This is a genomic window from Proteus sp. GOKU, assembly GCF_015475555.1.
GTDB lineage: Bacteria > Pseudomonadota > Gammaproteobacteria > Enterobacterales > Enterobacteriaceae > Proteus > Proteus mirabilis_B.
This window is the reverse complement of the sequence record NZ_CP034105.1, coordinates 1561900-1580219: the sequence shown is the minus strand read 5'-3', so window position 1 is coordinate 1580219 and position 18320 is coordinate 1561900. Positions and strand designations below refer to the sequence as shown.

General features: G+C 37.4%; 15 protein-coding genes. 7 read left to right on the top strand and 8 right to left on the bottom strand.

The window, feature by feature from the left end:
- The 5 genes from hflD to EHE21_RS07190 all read left to right on the top strand — a co-directional run bounded on the left by hflD (nt 1) and on the right by EHE21_RS07190 (nt 5693).
- The gene (gene hflD, locus EHE21_RS07210; protein WP_194952256.1) at nt 1–630 is read left to right on the top strand and encodes a high frequency lysogenization protein HflD; all 630 of its coding nucleotides are present in this window, start codon (nt 1–3) and stop codon (nt 628–630) included.
- Between the two features lie 31 nt (nt 631–661).
- Nucleotides 662–2032, top strand: coding sequence for an adenylosuccinate lyase (purB, locus tag EHE21_RS07205; protein WP_194952255.1), 1371 nt, complete (start codon nt 662–664; stop codon nt 2030–2032).
- A gap of 214 nt (nt 2033–2246) precedes the next feature.
- The gene (phoP, locus tag EHE21_RS07200) at nt 2247–2921 is read left to right on the top strand and encodes a two-component system response regulator PhoP (RefSeq protein ID WP_075672656.1); all 675 of its coding nucleotides are present in this window, start codon (nt 2247–2249) and stop codon (nt 2919–2921) included.
- 1 nt (nt 2922) lies between these two features.
- Nucleotides 2923–4386 (top strand): two-component system sensor histidine kinase PhoQ, encoded by a 1464-nt coding sequence (gene phoQ / locus EHE21_RS07195; RefSeq protein WP_194952254.1) that lies wholly within the window; start codon nt 2923–2925, stop codon nt 4384–4386.
- A 185-nt stretch (nt 4387–4571) separates the two neighbouring features.
- The gene (locus EHE21_RS07190) at nt 4572–5693 is read left to right on the top strand and encodes a cupin domain-containing protein (RefSeq protein WP_088493168.1); all 1122 of its coding nucleotides are present in this window, start codon (nt 4572–4574) and stop codon (nt 5691–5693) included.
- Between the two features lie 266 nt (nt 5694–5959).
- Here the strand turns inward: EHE21_RS07190 and EHE21_RS07185 are convergent, their stop codons facing one another.
- Together EHE21_RS07185 and EHE21_RS07180 are read right to left on the bottom strand one after the other, a co-directional pair.
- Nucleotides 5960–6286 (bottom strand): hypothetical protein, encoded by a 327-nt coding sequence (locus EHE21_RS07185; protein WP_194952253.1) that lies wholly within the window; start codon nt 6284–6286, stop codon nt 5960–5962.
- A 180-nt stretch (nt 6287–6466) separates the two neighbouring features.
- On the bottom strand, nt 6467–6745 hold the full coding sequence (locus tag EHE21_RS07180; RefSeq protein ID WP_194952252.1) for a hypothetical protein: 279 nt from the start codon (nt 6743–6745) through the stop codon (nt 6467–6469).
- A gap of 286 nt (nt 6746–7031) precedes the next feature.
- Between EHE21_RS07180 and EHE21_RS07175 the strand changes: the two genes are divergently transcribed.
- Nucleotides 7032–7742 carry a vWA domain-containing protein gene (locus EHE21_RS07175; RefSeq protein WP_228766744.1) on the top strand — a complete coding sequence of 237 codons (711 nt, stop codon included), beginning with the start codon at nt 7032–7034 and terminating at the stop codon, nt 7740–7742.
- A gap of 120 nt (nt 7743–7862) precedes the next feature.
- Here the strand turns inward: EHE21_RS07175 and pepT are convergent, their stop codons facing one another.
- The 5 genes from pepT to lolC all read right to left on the bottom strand — a co-directional run bounded on the left by pepT (nt 7863) and on the right by lolC (nt 13303).
- Nucleotides 7863–9107: a peptidase T gene (pepT, locus tag EHE21_RS07170; protein ID WP_194952250.1), complete on the bottom strand. Its 1245-nt coding sequence runs from the start codon at nt 9105–9107 to the stop codon at nt 7863–7865.
- Nucleotides 9108–9159: 52 nt separating this feature from the next.
- Nucleotides 9160–10014 (bottom strand): Sir2 family NAD+-dependent deacetylase, encoded by an 855-nt coding sequence (gene cobB / locus EHE21_RS07165; RefSeq protein WP_193775113.1) that lies wholly within the window; start codon nt 10012–10014, stop codon nt 9160–9162.
- A gap of 88 nt (nt 10015–10102) precedes the next feature.
- Nucleotides 10103–11350, bottom strand: a complete 1248-nt coding sequence (gene lolE / locus EHE21_RS07160) for a lipoprotein-releasing ABC transporter permease subunit LolE (protein ID WP_194952249.1) — start codon at nt 11348–11350, stop codon at nt 10103–10105.
- Nucleotides 11350–12060, bottom strand: coding sequence for a lipoprotein-releasing ABC transporter ATP-binding protein LolD (gene lolD / locus EHE21_RS07155; protein WP_276044803.1), 711 nt, complete (start codon nt 12058–12060; stop codon nt 11350–11352). Before lolD ends, lolE begins: the two co-directional genes overlap by 1 nt.
- 40 nt (nt 12061–12100) lie before the next feature.
- Entirely contained in the window at nt 12101–13303 is a 1203-nt protein-coding gene (lolC, locus tag EHE21_RS07150; protein WP_194952248.1) for a lipoprotein-releasing ABC transporter permease subunit LolC, read from the bottom strand.
- A 194-nt stretch (nt 13304–13497) separates the two neighbouring features.
- Here lolC and mfd point away from each other — a divergent pair, with 194 nt between their 5' ends.
- Nucleotides 13498–16947, top strand: coding sequence for a transcription-repair coupling factor (gene mfd, locus EHE21_RS07145; RefSeq protein WP_194952247.1), 3450 nt, complete (start codon nt 13498–13500; stop codon nt 16945–16947).
- A gap of 70 nt (nt 16948–17017) precedes the next feature.
- Here the strand turns inward: mfd and umoD are convergent, their stop codons facing one another.
- Nucleotides 17018–17518 (bottom strand): flagellar biogenesis regulator UmoD, encoded by a 501-nt coding sequence (umoD, locus tag EHE21_RS07140; protein ID WP_088493179.1) that lies wholly within the window; start codon nt 17516–17518, stop codon nt 17018–17020.
- Nucleotides 17519–18320 lie beyond the last annotated feature (802 nt).

Genomic DNA, 18320 nt, shown 5'->3' with positions numbered 1-18320 from the left:
GTGGCTAAAGATTTTCGTGATATAACACTTGCATTGGCAGGTATCTGCCAAGCAAGTCGTCTCGTTCAGCAAATTGCTTACCAAGGTAGTGCGAACGAGAACGATGTTGAAGTAATGGTTAACAGTGTTTTTAATCTCAACCCAACTTCAACACTAGATGTTTATGGCAATCAAATCAGCCACTTAAAATTAGGCTTTCAAACACTGAAAGCCATTCATCAGGCGGTAAGAAGAGAAAAGCTAACGCTTGAATTGATGACTTATCAGCAAGGCTTAATCAATCTAGAGCGTCTTATCAATAGAAATGATGATTACAGCGCTCATTTATCGCAAAAAATTTCTCAATTAGAGCGCCAAAAAAGTTATTTCGAACCTATGTCTGAAGGTGTATTTAATGCACTTGCGGGCGTTTATGTTGATGCAGTTAGCCCTGTTGGCCCTCGCATTCAGGTTCACGGCGCAATTGATCTGTTAAAGAACCCTATTATTCAAGCTAAAGTTAGAGCGTTATTATTAACTGGCATTCGTAGTGCTGTGCTCTGGCGTCAAGTAGGTGGTCGTCGTTTTGATTTTTTACTGCATCAAAAGACTATTCTGCGACAAGCTGATGATTTTCTCGCTCAATGTTAATACTTTAAATTCAACCTGGGAGTTGCCAACAATGGAATTATCTTCGCTGACAGCGATTTCACCGATTGACGGTCGTTACGGTAGTAAAACTTCGTCGTTACGTTCTATTTTTAGTGAATTCGGTCTTCTGAAATTCCGTGTACAGGTAGAAGTTCGCTGGCTGCAAAAGCTGGCATCTTGCGCCGACATTAAAGAAGTTCCAGCCTTTGAAAAAAACGCAAACGATTACCTTGATGCAATTGTTGCTAACTTCAATGAAGAAGATGCAGCACGCATTAAAACTATCGAACGCACCACTAACCATGATGTAAAAGCCGTAGAATATTTCTTAAAAGAAAAAGTGGCGACCATCCCTGCTTTACATCAGGTTTCTGAATTTATTCACTTTGCTTGTACTTCTGAAGATATTAATAACCTGTCTCATGCCATTATGCTGGAAACTGCGCGCCAAGAAATTTTATTACCTGCATGGCGTGAAATCATTGATACCATTGGCAAAATGGCTCAAGAATACCGTGATTTACCTTTGCTTTCTCGTACTCATGGTCAGCCAGCAACACCTTCTACAATTGGTAAAGAGTTTGCTAACGTTGCCTACCGTATGGAACGCCAATATCGTCAACTAACACAAGTTGAGATCTTAGGTAAAATCAACGGTGCAGTAGGTAACTACAATGCTCACTTAGCTGCGTATCCTGAAGTAAATTGGCATCAATTTAGTGAAGAATTTGTCACTTCACTGGGTATTACATGGAACCCGTACACCACTCAAATTGAACCTCACGATTATATTGCGGAGCTTTTTGATTGTATTAGTCGCTTCAATACTATCTTGATCGATTTCGACCGTGATATTTGGGGTTACGTAGCACTGAATCACTTTAAACAAAAAACGATTGCGGGTGAAATTGGCTCTTCAACCATGCCTCACAAAGTGAACCCTATTGATTTTGAAAACTCTGAAGGAAACTTAGGGTTAGCAAATGCCGTTATGGGACATCTTTCTAGCAAGTTGCCTGTTTCTCGCTGGCAACGTGATTTAACAGACTCAACAGTACTGCGTAATTTAGGTGTTGGTATCGGTTATGCACTGATTGCTTATCAATCAACCATGAAAGGCCTTAATAAGCTTGAAGTGAATGAAAATCATCTTCGTGAAGAATTAGACTGCAACTGGGAAGTGTTAGCAGAGCCGATTCAAACTGTAATGCGTCGTTATGGCATTGAAAAGCCTTACGAAAAGCTAAAAGAGCTTACTCGTGGTAAACGCATCACAGAACAAGATATGGCCGTTTTCATTGATGGTTTAGAACTACCAGAAGATGAAAAAATACGCTTAAAAGCAATGAAACCTGAAAGTTATATTGGTTTTGCAACTCAACTTGTTGATAAATTAAACTAATTAACCTCTCTAAAAAGGCAGATAATTTCTGCCTTTTTTTATAACCAAAAAACAAAGAAAACTATCTATAACTTAAACACTTTGCTGGATACAGTGTTTTTTAAGCGATAGATTGTCTATGATGAGCCCATATTTTTATATGATAGATTGACTATCATTTCCTACATTTATTTTACAACAGTGAACTTTTGCTGATTGTACTCAAGGTGGAATAATGCGGATCTTAATTATTGAAGATAATATCTTACTTCGCCATCATTTATCTGTGCAATTTCGTGATGCTGGGCATCAGGTTGATGCAGCAGAAGATGCCAAAGAAGCAGATAGTTTTATAGCAGAAGGTACACCTGATGTTGCCATTGTGGATTTAGGATTGCCTGATGAAGATGGCATTAGCCTTATTCGTAGATGGCGAGAAAATAATATTACCCTACCCATAATGGTCTTAACGGCGCGTGAAAGTTGGCAAGAAAAAGTTTCCGCATTAAATGCAGGTGCTGATGACTATGTGACAAAGCCCTTTCATTTTGAGGAAATTGTTGCACGTATTCAGGCATTAATGCGAAGAAACATGGGAATTGCATCGCAAACCCTCGCTATTGAACCTTTTGAATTGGATTTATCACGTAAAGAGTTCATGATTTCAGGAGAACAGATTAAGTTAACCGCATTTGAATATACAATTTTAGAAACATTGATGCGCAATCAAAATAAAGTTGTTAGTAAAGATGCATTAATGCGTCAGTTATATCCAGATGCTGAATTAAAAGAGAGTCACACTATTGATGTACTGATGGGCAGACTACGTAAAAAAATCTTAGAAAAATACCCTGATGACGTGGTGGTTACAGTACGCGGGCAAGGCTACCGTTTTGATATGAAACCTTAATATGCAAAAAAAACAGCGCTCTCCACTCTCATTACGAACTCGTTTTTTACTTGCAACGAGTGCCATTATTTTGGCACTTACACTCTCTTATGGGTTAGTTGCTATTGTCGGTTCGATTGTCAGCGTGGATAAAACCACTTTTATGTTGATGCGTAGTCAAAGTAATCTTTACTACAGCTTAGCGCAGTGGGATAAGAGCAAGCTGAATATTGAGTTTCCAACAAACCTTAATAATAACAATACCTCGCTGGTGGTTATTTTTGATGATAAAGGCAGTGTATTATGGACGCCCCCCGACTTGCCGAAAGCGATTCCTGATAGCATTAAACATAAATGGCGCCATGAAGAAGGCTTATTTGAAATCGCTGTTGATGTCAAAACAACACGTTTAATGTTAAAGCAGTTACCGCAATATCGTGTTTATCTTAAACGCCTTGATGAATATTCCAGTAATGAGTATTTAACTCACTCTGTTGTGATTAATCATTATCCGGCAGCTGATAATATGCCTTATATGGCAATCGCAGTTATCGATCCTATTCCTCAGCGTATGCAAAAAGTCAGTCAAGTTTGGGACTGGTTCTTATATATCATTCTTGCGAATCTATTTTTAGTTGTACCCTTAATTTGGTTAGCTGCACATTGGAGTTTAAGACCCATAAAACAAGTTATTGAACAAATCAGCGCATTAGAAAAAGGTACGCGTAATGATTTGGATGAAAACCCGCCAACAGAGTTAAAAGGTTTAGTCCGAAATTTAAATGTGTTATTGCGTAATGAACGCAGTCGTTACAGTAAATATCGTACAAGTTTATCGGATCTTACCCACAGCTTAAAAACGCCACTTGCCGTGTTGCAATCAACGTTACGCTCTTTGCGATCAGGCAAGCAGATGACGATAGAGCAAGCTGAGCCTATTATGCTCGACCAAATTGAACGAATTTCACAACAAGTGGGTTATTACCTACACCGCGCATCCATTCATGGTGATCACGATATTACCACGCGAAAACTTCATTCACTGTCAGGATTACTTGATAATCTTTGTAGTGCATTAAGTAAAGTTTATCAGTCAAAAGGTGTTGATTTAACACTCAATGTTTCACCTGAAATTATGTGGTTAGGTGAGAAAAATGACTTTATGGAAGTGATGGGCAATATTCTGGATAACGCCTGTAAATACTGCTTAGAATTCGTTGAAATCAATGTTAGCAATAATGAAAACAGCGTAATGATTGTTGTTGATGATGATGGTCCGGGTGTCAGCCCTGAAAAAAGAGAGGCTATTTTTCAGCGAGGAACTAGAGCAGACACACTGCGTCCGGGGCAAGGTTTAGGATTATCGATAGCGGTAGATATTATTGAACAATACAGTGGTGAAATTACTATTACCGATAGCCCTTTAGGTGGCGCTCGTATCACTGTAACCTTTGCTGAGCAGCAACTTACTACTGAGCGTGAATAATCATTATTGATAAAACGCTTCTTTCTATTTTTAAATCACCGCCAATTATACGACGTTATGCATGATATCTGTTCAGTTACTATTGTGTTAATCGCTATTACTCACATTGCTCAAAGGAATGTTTAGCAGGAAGTTAGAATTCATTATACTATGGCTTCAGGCTTCCCGAATTCAGGATATACACAATGGACTATAAACTTAATTTAGATTGGCAATCATTCCTTGAAAGCCATTGGCAAAAACGCCCTTTATTAATTAAAAACGGCTTCTCTCGTTTTGTTGATCCTTTATCTCCTGACGAACTTGCTGGTCTTGCAATGGAAGATGAAGTAGATAGCCGTCTTGTTAGCTGTCAAGACGGACAGTGGGGAGTCAAACACGGGCCTTTTGAGCACTTTGAAGGACTTGGTGATAAAGATTGGTCTTTACTTGTACAAGCCGTCGATCACTGGCATTTTCCTAGTGCGGCATTAATGAAGCCATTTCGTGTGTTACCCGATTGGCGCATTGATGATTTAATGATCTCTTACTCTGTTCCCGGTGGTGGTGTAGGCCCACACCTTGATCAATATGATGTCTTTATTATTCAGGGGCAAGGTCGTCGTCGCTGGCGTGTGGGTGAAAAAATCCCAATGAAACAACACTGCCCTCACCCTGATCTGCTGCAAGTTGATCCTTTTGAAGCAATTATTGATGAAGAATTAGAACCGGGCGACATTCTTTATATCCCACCTGGATTCCCACATGAAGGCTATGCGATTGAAGAATCGCTAAACTACTCTGTTGGTTTCAGAGCACCTAATGCTCGTGAACTTTTCAGTGGTTTCGCTGACTATGTGTTAGCAAATGATTTAGGTAGTTATCGTTATAGCGACCCAGATCTAACACCGCGTGAAAACCCAGCATTAGTGCAACATCAAGAGTTAAATAAACTTCATGACATGATGGAAGATTTACTTGCTCAGCCAGAAGTATTTCGTCATTGGTTTGGTGAATTTATTTCTCAATCTCGCCATGAACTTGATCTCGCAGTTCCTGAACCTTTATATGAAAATGCAGAAATTCACGATTTACTGCAACAAGGTGAGCAGCTTCATCGTTTAAATGGCCTTCGTGCGTTACGTGTTGGCGATAACTGTTTTGTAAATGGCCAATTGATGGATACTGATCATATAGAAGCGGTGGATGCACTTTGCCAATATGATTATATTGATAAACAACACTTGGGCGATGCATTAGCTGATCCAAAATTTGTGCGTTTATTAACTCAGTTAGTTAATCAAGGTTATTGGTATTTTGAAGATTAATTATCACTAATTTTCAATAATAAGTTATAAGCCCTGTCATATTAATGGTAGGGCTTTTTTATTGATAATAAGCTGATCTTCCATGGCAGACAATAATTCACTGAATTCTACATTTGATTTTTTCCGCTTTATATTAAAAAATCATGATCCTACATATACAGGACAATTATTTCTAGCATTAGAATGCTGACTTTAAAATTAGATTACCCTCAATATCAAAACCAGCAATAATAGAAATTTTTAATGACACACTAAATATTAAAATTTTATTTTTTCAGTAATAATTTACTATAAAAGAGAGCTTCTTTCATTGAAGCTCTTGTATTATTAAATAAAAAAGGAATTAACGTAAACAATAGTATTTGTAATAAATAAGATTTGACACTAAAATCATCATCAACTAAAAAATTAAAAAAAGGTAATAAAAATAATATTAGTAATAAATATCCTATTACACTTATAAATGACATTTTAGCTAATTTTTTTATAGATATTTCAAAGTCTATCCCAGAAAAAAAACATTCATTTCTCAATGCTTTTATATCTCTTTTTTTTATCCCAGATTCAAGCAATAATCTAGTAATACTTTTCATTAATTAATCCTATTTTCCCAAATACTATATGTGCTTGTTTTCACAATTACATACTCCCATATTAGCGTTCCAGCTCTCCATTTAACTTAAGATATATAATATTAGCCATAAAACCCTATCATATAAATGGCAGGGCTTTATAGTTCATAAAATATTTTAAAATATCATTTTTTATAAAATTTAACGAATTAAATAATTTATCGCTTCTTTTAAAAGTAATCTTGTATTACGAAAGAGAAAAGGAATAAAAACAAAAAATGTACTTTGTAAGAAAAAAAGTAATAACGTATGCTTACTATTTGTTGCATAAAGAGAAAATGAGATTAAATAAGTTATCATAAAATAGCTAGAAATAATAATAAATGACTGTCGATCAGATTTTTTAATCACTTCCTTTTTATGAGAGCTTAGTTGCTCTTCTATTACAGGCGTTAGTAATTTTCCTGTTATGGTTTCCATTCAATATCCTTATATTATATTTATTTATCTCGCTTTGATTATAAGAGATATTCAATAAAATCAATTTATCAAAGAGTTATTCATATTAAGCCTATATTAAAAGTTTAATATTAAATAATATGCAAGTCTTTTATTACAAAATCATTCTATTTTTAATTAAGTACGCTTACCTATTAATGCACTGTCTGTTTTTTCAGCTATTTCTCCTATTTTATTTTATAAATTCCTTCTAAGATAAAATTAGATTTTTACTGCTTTACTTCTTTTTTCGACAATGGAGTCGTCTATGAAAAAGTTTATTGTTTTAATTGCTGCTTTTATTTTACCGACCATGGTATTTGCAGAAACAGTAGAAATAGCAAGTATGAAAGCATCACCAGCGCAAACGGATATCATTTTTGTGTTAGATAAAAGTGGTTCAATGCAAGGATATGAAAAGGATACCATTGGTGGATTTAATACCATTTTAGCTGAAAATAAAAATCGCCCGGAAAAAGTCTATATCACCACGATTTTATTTGATAGTAAGGCTAAAAAATTACATAACCGCGTAGATATTAATAAGATAGAAGATTTAACTACTAACGATTATTTTGCATCAGGTAATACTGCATTACTAGATGCGGTGGGAAATGCGATCACTGAAGGGAATAAACCAAATTCACCGTATAAAAATGTCATGATGGTGATCATCACTGACGGTGAAGAAAACAGTAGTCGTGAATATTCGCTAGAAAAAGTGAAATCATTAATTACTTCAGCAGAAAAAGAAAAAAACTGGGAGTTTATCTTTCTAGGTGCCAATTTTGATGCGATAAGTGCAGCGGAAAGTATTGGTATAAAATCATCTAACTCAACTCAATATATTCAAGATGCCAAAGGTTATGGAAATGCCTATGAATCGGTTAATAAAGCTGTTCAGTCTAAAATTGAAGGTAAAGAGTTAAATGAAGATTGGAAAGCTTCTGTTGAGCAAGATTATAAAGAGCGTAAATAAGTCATCTGAGCTAACAATGTAGATAAACAATGTAGCCAAAAAATGTAATTAATAAGCGTATCTAAAAAATAATAGCCGAAATATCGGCTATTATTTTTATCTTCGAAGCTCAATAAGCAATTAATTAATCACTTTAGCCTTTTCTCTTTCAGCTGTAATTTCAGCGATACGCATGATCACACTCACCGCTGCTTCCATACCTTCTAAAGAGATAAATTCATGCTTACCATGGAAATTATAACCGCCAGTAAAAATATTAGGGCAAGGTAATCCACGATAAGAAAGTTGAGCACCGTCTGTACCACCACGAATAGGCTTGATATTTGGCTCAATTTCACAATCAATCATTGCTTGTTTGGCTATTTCAATGATGTGTGGGAATTGAACAACTTTATCATGCATATTGTAATAGCTATCATCAATTGTTAGCTCAATATAGCAATCAGGATGTAGGCCTTTACCCACTCTCTCTGCAATCGCAATCATATTCTGTTTGCGTTTTTCAAATAAGTTACGGTTAAAATCACGGATAATATAATGCATTTCCGCTCTTTCTACCGAACCTTTGATACTTTGCAGATGGTAAAAACCTTCATAACCGTCGGTATTTTCTGGTGTTTCATCAACAGGTAATTCTTGATGAATGCGCGTTGCTAATCCTAATGCGTTAACCATCACCCCTTTTGCACTACCTGGGTGAACATTGTTACCTACAATTTTGATATTTACGGATGCGGCGTTGAAGTTTTCATATTCCAGTTCGCCAACACCACCACCATCAACGGTATAAGCCCAGCTTGCGCCAAATGCTTTTAAATCGACATAATGCGCACCACGCCCAATTTCTTCATCAGGAGTGAAAGCTATTCGAATATCCCCGTGAGGTCGATTTGTTTCTTTTAAGCGCACCATCGCAGTAATAATTTCAGCAATACCCGCTTTATCGTCCGCACCCAGTAATGTTTTGCCATCCGTCGTAATTAATGTTTTACCAATCATTGAATGTAAGATTGGGAACATTACTGGTGATAACACTTCATCACCAATACCTAAAGCAATATCACCGCCACGATAATCTTCAAGCACTTGTGGTTTTACATGCTTACCAGAAAAATCCGGCGCTGTGTCAAGATGCGAAATAAAGCCAATAACTGGCACTGGCCAAGATACATTGGATGGTAAACTCGCCATTACACATCCTTTATCACTGAGCGTTACATCAGAAAAGCCCAGTTTTTTTAATTCTTGAGCCAATGCCTTGGCTAGTTTTAATTGTCCATCACTGCTTGGTGACATTTTTGAAGATGGTTTTGATTGTGTATCAAAATTAATATATTCAAAAAAACGTTCTAATAATTTATCCATTTTGCCCCCTAAGATCTCTCTAAGAACAATAATAGGGAACTCTATAAAATAATTATTGCGTCAAATCAGCTTTAGGATCATTAATTAATTCAAACAATTTATGAACATATTCATCAACTACCTGACTCGCAGGGCCATAATGTTTCTCTTCAAACTGACTTTCAACCAAACTGGGTTCAAGATTTAACTCAACAGTATGAGCACCTGTTAACCGAGCTTCATGGACAAAACCGGCTGCTGGATAAACATTTCCAGAGGTACCGATAGAGATAAAAATATCGGCCTCAGCCAAAGCGCGATAAATCTCTTCCATGCCAATTGGCATTTCACCAAACCAGACAATATGAGGGCGTAATGGTGATGGGAATTGACAACAATGGCAACGATCTGTCGTTTCTAAGTCCCCTTTCCATTCAAATACTTGGCGAGATTGAGGGCAACGTACTTTTAGCAATTCACCATGCATATGCAAAATATGTTTACTACCTGCTTTTTCATGCAGATTATCAATATTTTGAGTTACCAGTAAAAAATTCTCTTTGCCTAAGCGTTGCTCTAGTTTCGCTAATGCATAATGCGCTTCATTGGGTTGAATAGAGGGTTGTTGCAATTGGCGACGACGTTCATTGTAAAACTGCTGAACCAATTGGGGATTGCGTTGATAACCTTCAGGTGTTGCAACATCTTCAACGCGATGCTCTTCCCACAATCCATCTTCTGATCGGAATGTTTTAATTCCTGATTCAGCCGAAATGCCAGCCCCTGTTAATACGACAACTTTGGGTAAATTCATTTCATGTTCCGTTTTATGGGTTAGATGAAAATAGCGACAACGTGAATGTTGTCTGCGTAAATTCTTAATTTTACGAAACTTCCTAAGCCGACGATGACGAAGTTTAAGTTTCATTATTACAATCCTTGGTTTTCAAATTTAAATATCGCGTTTTTTATCTTCACTAGTTTAAGCGTTTTTTCTTCTTTGTATGTCAATAAACTTATTGCCCACTTAAAATTCTTGCAGGATCTAGTTTAGTGGCTCGACGAGCAGGATACCAACTTGCAATCAGGCTTAAGATCACAGTGGTAATAAATACAGAGAAAACGTCAATTAAATGAACTTCTGAAGGCAGAAAATCAACGAAATAAACATCGCCAGATAACACACTATGTCCTGTTAATGATTCAATAACAGACACTAATGGCGTTAAATTATAAGCAACCAACACACCAAATATCACACCAGCGATACAGCCAATCATGCCTGATAATAAGCCGTACCATAAAAAGATATTACGAATATGGCTATCCCGTGCGCCTAATGTTCGTAAAATAGCGATATCACTACTTTTATCTCTTACCGCCATAATCAGCGTTGAGACAATATTAAAACAAGCGACACCAATCACTAAGATCATTGATAAATACATAATGCTGCGGATCATCTGAATATCGCTATACATATAACCATAATCACTTATCCAACTTTTGGCATAAACATATTCTTTACTGTTTAAACCTGCATTATGAATAATTTCATTGGCGAAAAAAGGATCTACCGTTTTCACTTCAATCCCAGTAATGCCTTGCCCATAATCCATATATTGCTGGGCATCCGCTAAAGGAATTAACGCTAATTGATGATCGAGCATACCGCTAAGTTTAAATATACCACTGACTTGTAAGCGAATACGTTTAGGTTGTAAAAGCTTTGTGGGATCATCATTATTTGGAATTAATACGGTGAGCCAATCATCCTGTTTGATTTTTAGTGCATCAGCAACACCTTGACCAATAATAATTTGTTGCTTACCAGCCTTAAAATTTTGCCATGCATTGTTTTGGACATATCGAGGTAACAGGCTGATATCACCCTGCTTTTCAGGTGAAACGCCCATAACTTGCACAGCCTTTAACTCTGTTCCTTTTTCTAACAATCCAGTGAGTAAAATATAAGGAGCAGCCGCGACAACACCTTGAGTGTTTTCAATACGAGGTAATGCTGATTGCCATTGTACAAATGGCTGCTCTACTGAATATATTTGCCCGTGAGGTACCACCGATAAAATGCGATTTTTTAATTCACGTTCAAATCCATTCATGGCACTTAAGCCAATAATTAAGACAGCAACACCAAGCATAATGCCCAGTGTTGAAATAACTGAAATTAAAGAAACCATTCCCGCACGTTTTCGTCCTCTTGAAAAACGTAATGCGGTCACTAATGCAAGTGGCAATTGCGCCATTATTTCACTCCTGAAATTGCGTTTTGTGACTGTAGTTGACCATCTTTCATTTCAAGTTGGCGCTGAAAACGAGCCGCCAATGACAAATCATGCGTTACGACTAGAAAAGCAGTTTGTTTTTCTCTGTTTAACTTAATCAACAATTCGAAAATCCCTTCTGCATTTTTCTGATCAAGATTACCCGTCGGTTCATCAGCAAGAACTAATGCAGGATCGTTTACTAATGCTCTTGCAATCGCAACACGTTGTCTTTCACCACCAGAAAGCTCTGAAGGACGATGATGAGCGCGATCTTTTAGCCCAACGGCTTCAAGTAAAGACATCGCTTTTTCTTTTGCCATTGAAGCGCTTGTACCACCAATCATCAGCGGCATAGCAACATTTTCAAGCGCTGTAAAATCCGGTAATAGATGATGAAATTGATAGATAAAACCCAATTGGCTATTACGCAGATCCGCTTTTTCAGAAGAGGATAATTTATTAAGTGATTGCCCTTTAAAAAAGACTTCACCCGATGTTGGAGAATCGAGCCCACCCAATAAATGTAATAGGGTACTTTTTCCTGAGCCTGAGCTTCCCACTATGGCAAGAAAATCGCCCTTATCCATTTTAAAAGAGACTGATTTCAGCACTTGTGTGGAAATAGAACCATCTTGGTATTGTTTACATAGGGCGTGGCAATCCAATAAACCATCTTCGTTAATTTGCATTTGTTTTTCTGATGCCATTGGCTGTTTATTTAAAGAAGAATTACTCATAACGTAGCGCCTCTGCTGGCTGAATAGCCGCGGCCCGCCAAGACGGGTATAAAGTGGATAAAAGGGAAATGATAATAGCGGAGAAACCAATCATAAAGACTCTGCCCCAATCAAGTGTTGCGGGTAATTCCACACCTTGAGGGATAAGTCCTACCGCCGGCATAATGACGTTTAATTGGCTTGAAAGTAATGCGCCTAAAAGTCCACCAGCTACCGCCCCTAAAATACCTGCTCCTGCACCTTGTAGCATAAAGATGGACATAATCTGAGAGCGTTTTAAACCCATCGTTTGCAAGATAGCGACTTCACCTTGTTTTTCCATCACCAACAAAGAAAGTGAGGTAATAATATTAAAAGCCGCCACTGCGATAATTAAGCTTAATAATAATCCCATCATATTTTTTTCCATTTTAACAGCTTGGAAAAATTCACCTTTACGTTCGCGCCAATCTCTCCAACTTAGATTTTTATCTAAAGGCTGCGCACTGTATTTTTCAATATTGAGAGGATCAGAGAAGAAAAGACGCCATCCGGTAATATTACCCGGCTGATAACGCATTAAACGTGCTGCATCTTGCTGATTCACTAAAATTTGTGAAGCATCTGCATCACCACCACTTTGGAAAATACCTTTAACGGTAAATAACCGTTGGCTAGGTAATCTTCCCATTGGCGTTAATTGGCTTACACTTGGAACAATAAGGCGAATGCTATCCCCCTCTTTTGCTTTTAACTGTTTAGCGAGGCCACTTCCTAAAATCACACCATAATCGCCCGCTTTCAGCATAGAAAAATCCCCAAACCGAATATGTCGTGTTAAAGGTTCATCTTGCTCTTTTTCTATGCCCAGCATGACACCGACGCTGATATTGTCTTTACTTTGCAAAACAACATCGCCTTCTACTAAAGGGGTAACGTTTATGATACCTTCACGCGTCAGTAATCTTTCAGCTATATTTGGATCTCGGGGTAATTGCCCGTTAGGTGATGTCACTATTGCTTGTGGAATGTAAGCAAGAATGCTTTCTTGCAATGAACGTTCAAAGCCATTCATGACAGAGGTCACTGTTATCAGCGCCGCTACACCTAACATAATCCCTAAAGCGGATAGCCATGAGACGAAGCGACCGAACTTATCGACCGCACGACCCCGCATATAACGGAGCCCTATATAAAATGAGACAGAATTGTACATGAAATCTGTGCTGTTCCTGTTGCTAATGCGAAGTGTTCAGGGATAATAAAGGGTAGTCTTACTGAATGGAACCACTCTATTCCCAAACTGTGGTTTTTTCTTTTATCTTAACCTGCCCGCCAGTTTAAGCTTTAGCCATTAAGCTAAAGATGTGTTGGGAGTTAACTACAACAAAGAGTTCACATTACACGCTTATGTCCTCAGAATATCGTTATCAACTTCCTATAAAACAAGGGGATACTCGCCAGCTAGGTCAACTGACTGGTGCCGCTTGTGCTCTAGAATGTGCAGAGATCATCAAACGTCACTCTGGATTAGTCGTTCTTGTTACTCGTGATATGCAAAATGCATTACGTTTGCAAGATGAAATCCGTCAGTTTTGTGATTATCCAGTAGAGACATTATCGGATTGGGAAACACTGCCATACGACAGTTTTTCGCCTCATCAAGAAATTATCTCAAACCGCCTTTCTACGCTATACCGTATTCCATCACTTCTCAAGGGAATTTTAATCTTACCTGTCAATACGTTAATGCAGAAAGTCTGCCCTACGGATTATCTCGCAAGTCATGCGTTGGTAATGCAAAAAGGAGAGATACTTTCTCGTGATAATTTACGTAAAACATTAGATGAAGCGGGATATCGCCATGTCGAACAAGTTTTAGAGCATGGGGAATACGCAACGCGTGGTGCATTATTAGACTTATTTCCTATGGGAAGTGAATTTCCTTATCGTATTGATTTTTTCGATGATGAAATAGATAGCCTGCGTACTTTTGATGTTGACACACAGCGGACATTAGCAGAAGTTGATCAAATTAATTTACTGCCTGCCCATGAGTTCCCAACAGATGCAAATGCGATAGAAATTTTCCGTAGCCAATGGCGTGAACGGTTTGATGTAAGACGTGATCCTGAACATATTTATCAGCAAGTAAGTAAACACATATTGCCAACGGGAATTGAATATTGGCAATCTCTGTTTTTTGAACAGCCTTTATCTAACTTATTTGCTTATTTCCCTAAAAACACATTGATAGTGACGCAAGATCTGCAAGATTTTGCAGAAAAATTTTGGCAAGACATCAATCAACGTTTTGAAAGCCGCCGCGTTGATCCTATGCGACCGCTGTTACCACCGGATGATATTTGGCTGAATGTTGATAAATTTAATAAAGAACTAAAACAGTGGCCTCGTATTCAACTTAAAACAGAAACGTTGCCAGAAAAAGCCGGACAGACCAATTTAGGCTATCAACCGCTTCCTGATTTATCGATAAACGCTCAAAGCAAATCACCTTTAGATAACTTACGCCGATTCCAAGAACAATTTTCAGGCAGTGTGATTTTTTCTGTTGAAAGTGAAGGTCGACGCGAAACCGTACAAGAGCTTTTATCACGGATAAAAATAGCACCCAAGCAGATCATTGAATTATCTGACGCCCAAGAGAAAGGTTTTTACTTTATCATTGGTGCTGCGGAACATGGTTTTATTGATAGCCATCGCCAGTTAGCCATGATCTGTGAAAGCGATATGTTAGGTGAACGTGTTAATCGTCGTCGTCAAGATAATCGTCGTGCTATTAATACAGATACCTTAATTCGTAATCTGGCTGAATTAACCATAGGACAACCTGTTGTCCATCTTCAGCATGGTGTTGGTCGCTACCAAGGTATGACAACCCTAGAAGCGGGAGGCGTTAAAGCTGAATATTTAATGTTGAGCTACGCAGGTAATGACAAGCTTTATGTTCCTGTTTCATCACTGCATTTGATCAGCCGTTATTCTGGTGGTGCAGATGAAAATGCCCCATTACATAAATTGGGTGGCGATGCATGGGTAAGAGCACGTCAAAAAGCGGCCGAAAAAGTACGTGATGTCGCAGCCGAGTTATTAGATGTTTATGCTCAACGTGAAGTAAAAACAGGCTTTGCCTTTAAAATGGACAAAGAGCAGTACCAATCTTTCCGCCAAAGTTTTCCTTTTGAAACAACGCCTGATCAAGAAATGGCTATCAATGCGGTACTTAGCGATATGTGCCAAGCCATTTCAATGGATAGACTCGTCTGTGGTGATGTCGGATTTGGTAAAACAGAAGTTGCGATGCGCGCTGCTTTTCTTGCAGTTAACAACAACAAGCAAGTCGCCATTTTAGTACCAACCACCCTATTAGCTCAGCAACATTTTGATAATTTCCGCGATCGTTTTGCTAATTGGCCCGTTAATATTGAGATGATCTCACGTTTTCGTAGTGCAAAAGAGCAGCAACAAATTACCGAAAAACTGGCGGAAGGAACAGTTGATATTGTGATTGGTACACACAAACTCCTTCAACCGAATATTCAATGGAAAGATTTAGGATTATTAATTGTCGATGAAGAACATCGCTTTGGTGTTCGTCACAAAGAGCGTATCAAAGCTATGCGCGCAAATGTCGATATTTTAACACTAACCGCAACGCCTATTCCTCGTACACTGAATATGGCAATGAGTGGCATGCGTGATCTTTCCATTATTGCAACACCACCAGCACGTCGCTTATCCGTAAAAACATTCGTTCGTGAATATGATGATTTAGTCGTGCGTGAAGCTATCTTGCGTGAAACCTTGCGTGGCGGACAAGTTTATTACTTGTATAACGATGTCGAAAATATCGAAAAAGCCCGTGAAAGACTGGCTGCACTCGTTCCTGAAGCACGTATTGGTATTGGTCACGGACAAATGCGTGAACGTGAACTTGAGCGTGTGATGAATGATTTCCATCACCAGCGTTTTAATGTGTTGCTTTGCACCACGATTATTGAAACAGGTATCGATATACCTACTGCAAATACCATTATTATTGAACGAGCAGATCATTTTGGCTTAGCGCAATTACATCAATTACGTGGCCGTGTAGGTCGTTCTCATCATCAAGCTTATGCTTATTTGTTGACGCCACATCCGAAAGCAATGACAAAAGATGCCCATAAACGTTTAGAAGCGATTGCTTCGCTGGAAGATCTGGGTGCAGGTTTTGCATTAGCGACTCATGACTTAGAAATTCGAGGTGCCGGTGAATTATTAGGTGAAGAACAGAGCGGTCAAATGAATACTGTTGGTTTCTCACTTTATATGGAATTGCTAGAAAGCGCCGTAGAAGCACTTAAAGAAGGTAGAGAGCCATCACTTGAAGATCTCACCAATCAACAAACTGAAATTGAATTAAGAATGCCAGTCTTGTTGCCTGATGATTACATTCCTGATGTAAATGTCAGACTTTCATTCTATAAGCGAATTGCTAGTGCTATCGACTTAACAGAGCTTAATGATCTAAGAGCAGAGTTAATTGATAGATTTGGTAAATTACCTGATGCAGGACGTTATCTACTTCGGAATGCCGCTATTCGCTTAAGTGCGATGAGCTTGGGTATCACCCGAATTGAAGCGCACGATAAAGGCGGCTTTATTGAGTTTGGTGAGAAAAACAAAGTCGATCCGGGTTATTTAATCAGCTTACTTCAAGAGCAACCGGCAATTTTCCGCTTAGATGGGCCATCAAAACTGAAATTTATTACAGATTTAACTGAGCGTGAAAAGCGACTCACTTTTATTGATGATATGTTAAGTGCATTTGATGAGCATAAAATAACCACTCTTTAATGGTTATTGGATCAACAAAAAGGCGTAACTGAAGTAACTTCATTACGCCTTTCTTTTTATATCATTAGGTTTATTCTTTACGGCAAGGTACTTTTTCATTCATAGAACAATAAGGTTCTTGTTCTAAAATCAGCCGACCATCAGAATCTAACGCAATAATTTCACCGGGTTTAAATGTCGTTCGTACTTTGCCCGGCGTTCCATCGATAGTATAAAGCACATCATAACCCACAACTCTGCGCTCTTGACGATAAATCGGAATGCACTCTTTAAATTGAGGATAAGGGAAATTAGCAATATTGCTGTTATTAAGTGCTTCAATCATATAAAACACTCGACACTCTTGCTCTGCTGGGTGAAATCGTGACAATTTTTCTGGTGTAAAAGGTGTGGGTAAGCCAATTCGATGACAATACTCTTCTGTCACAAAAACGGTCGATTTAATAGGTGTCGCCGAAACGACATGAGCGTATTGAGGCTGGGGAAATACCCACCTCCATGCAATAAATGAAAGAATAGCTAATACAATGATTAGTCCTAATAGTGTGTACTTTCTGACATTAACACCCACTTTTACCCCTTTTTATTTGTTTTATCCTTAATTGCCTCAGATACATAACAAAAGCCACTGTTTCGCTCTAACTGGCTAATATATTTAGTATTCAATAAATGAATTCTCTGATCTGATAGCTTAATTCAACATCCATGCTGATTAACATAATAAGTAAACTACGTATTTATGACATGTTAAATACACCACTTATTTCTGTTTTAATTACTTAATTAAATAAATACTGACTACATTCTTAAGATTTACACATTATATTAAGATTGATCTTAATTTATTTAGCTAAAAAAAAAAGAAAACGCTACGCTATTTATAATATAGCATTATGATAACACCAAGTTAACAAATGTCGTCTAAAAATAGGAGATATTTCATATTTAACTCATATTATAAAATTTAATTTTAAGATTTATAAAACAATTTTATCCTATTAAATATGAGTAAAAATAACAAGTTAAGCATATCTCTAATAATTTTCACTTATTATCTTTCTAATACAAACCTGCGAAATACCATAACATTTTATTTGATGAATTAATGAATTAAACATCATTTTTTATTTAAGAAAAGTCTTAAATAATTTAGCGTAATAAATAAAAACAAGTGCTATCTTTAATATTACAAGTTTAACCTTAATAATAAAATTATATTTATCATTGTTCTATTGAGCTTTAGAGTTATTGGTTATTTTCGATATAAACAGATAAATCATCTAGTGCTTTATGCTAAGATTATTTATCTTATTTAGATATTCTCATTTAATTATTTAATTTAAAAGAAAAAATAGATAAAAAACCCTCATATA

Excerpts from the sequence above, each read along its gene's own strand:
- purB (WP_194952255.1), top strand. The coding sequence starts at position 662 with ATGGAATTATCTTCGCTGACAGCGATTTCACCGATTGACGGTCGTTAC.
- phoP (WP_075672656.1), top strand. The coding sequence starts at position 2,247 with ATGCGGATCTTAATTATTGAAGATAATATCTTACTTCGCCATCATTTA.
- phoQ (WP_194952254.1), top strand. The coding sequence starts at position 2,923 with ATGCAAAAAAAACAGCGCTCTCCACTCTCATTACGAACTCGTTTTTTA.
- EHE21_RS07190 (WP_088493168.1), top strand. The coding sequence starts at position 4,572 with ATGGACTATAAACTTAATTTAGATTGGCAATCATTCCTTGAAAGCCAT.
- EHE21_RS07185 (WP_194952253.1), bottom strand. The coding sequence starts at position 6,286 with ATGAAAAGTATTACTAGATTATTGCTTGAATCTGGGATAAAAAAAAGA.
- EHE21_RS07180 (WP_194952252.1), bottom strand. The coding sequence starts at position 6,745 with ATGGAAACCATAACAGGAAAATTACTAACGCCTGTAATAGAAGAGCAA.
- EHE21_RS07175 (WP_228766744.1), top strand. The coding sequence starts at position 7,032 with ATGAAAAAGTTTATTGTTTTAATTGCTGCTTTTATTTTACCGACCATG.
- pepT (WP_194952250.1), bottom strand. The coding sequence starts at position 9,107 with ATGGATAAATTATTAGAACGTTTTTTTGAATATATTAATTTTGATACA.
- cobB (WP_193775113.1), bottom strand. The coding sequence starts at position 10,014 with ATGAAACTTAAACTTCGTCATCGTCGGCTTAGGAAGTTTCGTAAAATT.
- lolE (WP_194952249.1), bottom strand. The coding sequence starts at position 11,350 with ATGGCGCAATTGCCACTTGCATTAGTGACCGCATTACGTTTTTCAAGA.
- lolD (WP_276044803.1), bottom strand. The coding sequence starts at position 12,060 with ATGCAAATTAACGAAGATGGTTTATTGGATTGCCACGCCCTATGTAAA.
- lolC (WP_194952248.1), bottom strand. The coding sequence starts at position 13,303 with ATGTACAATTCTGTCTCATTTTATATAGGGCTCCGTTATATGCGGGGT.
- mfd (WP_194952247.1), top strand. The coding sequence starts at position 13,498 with ATGTCCTCAGAATATCGTTATCAACTTCCTATAAAACAAGGGGATACT.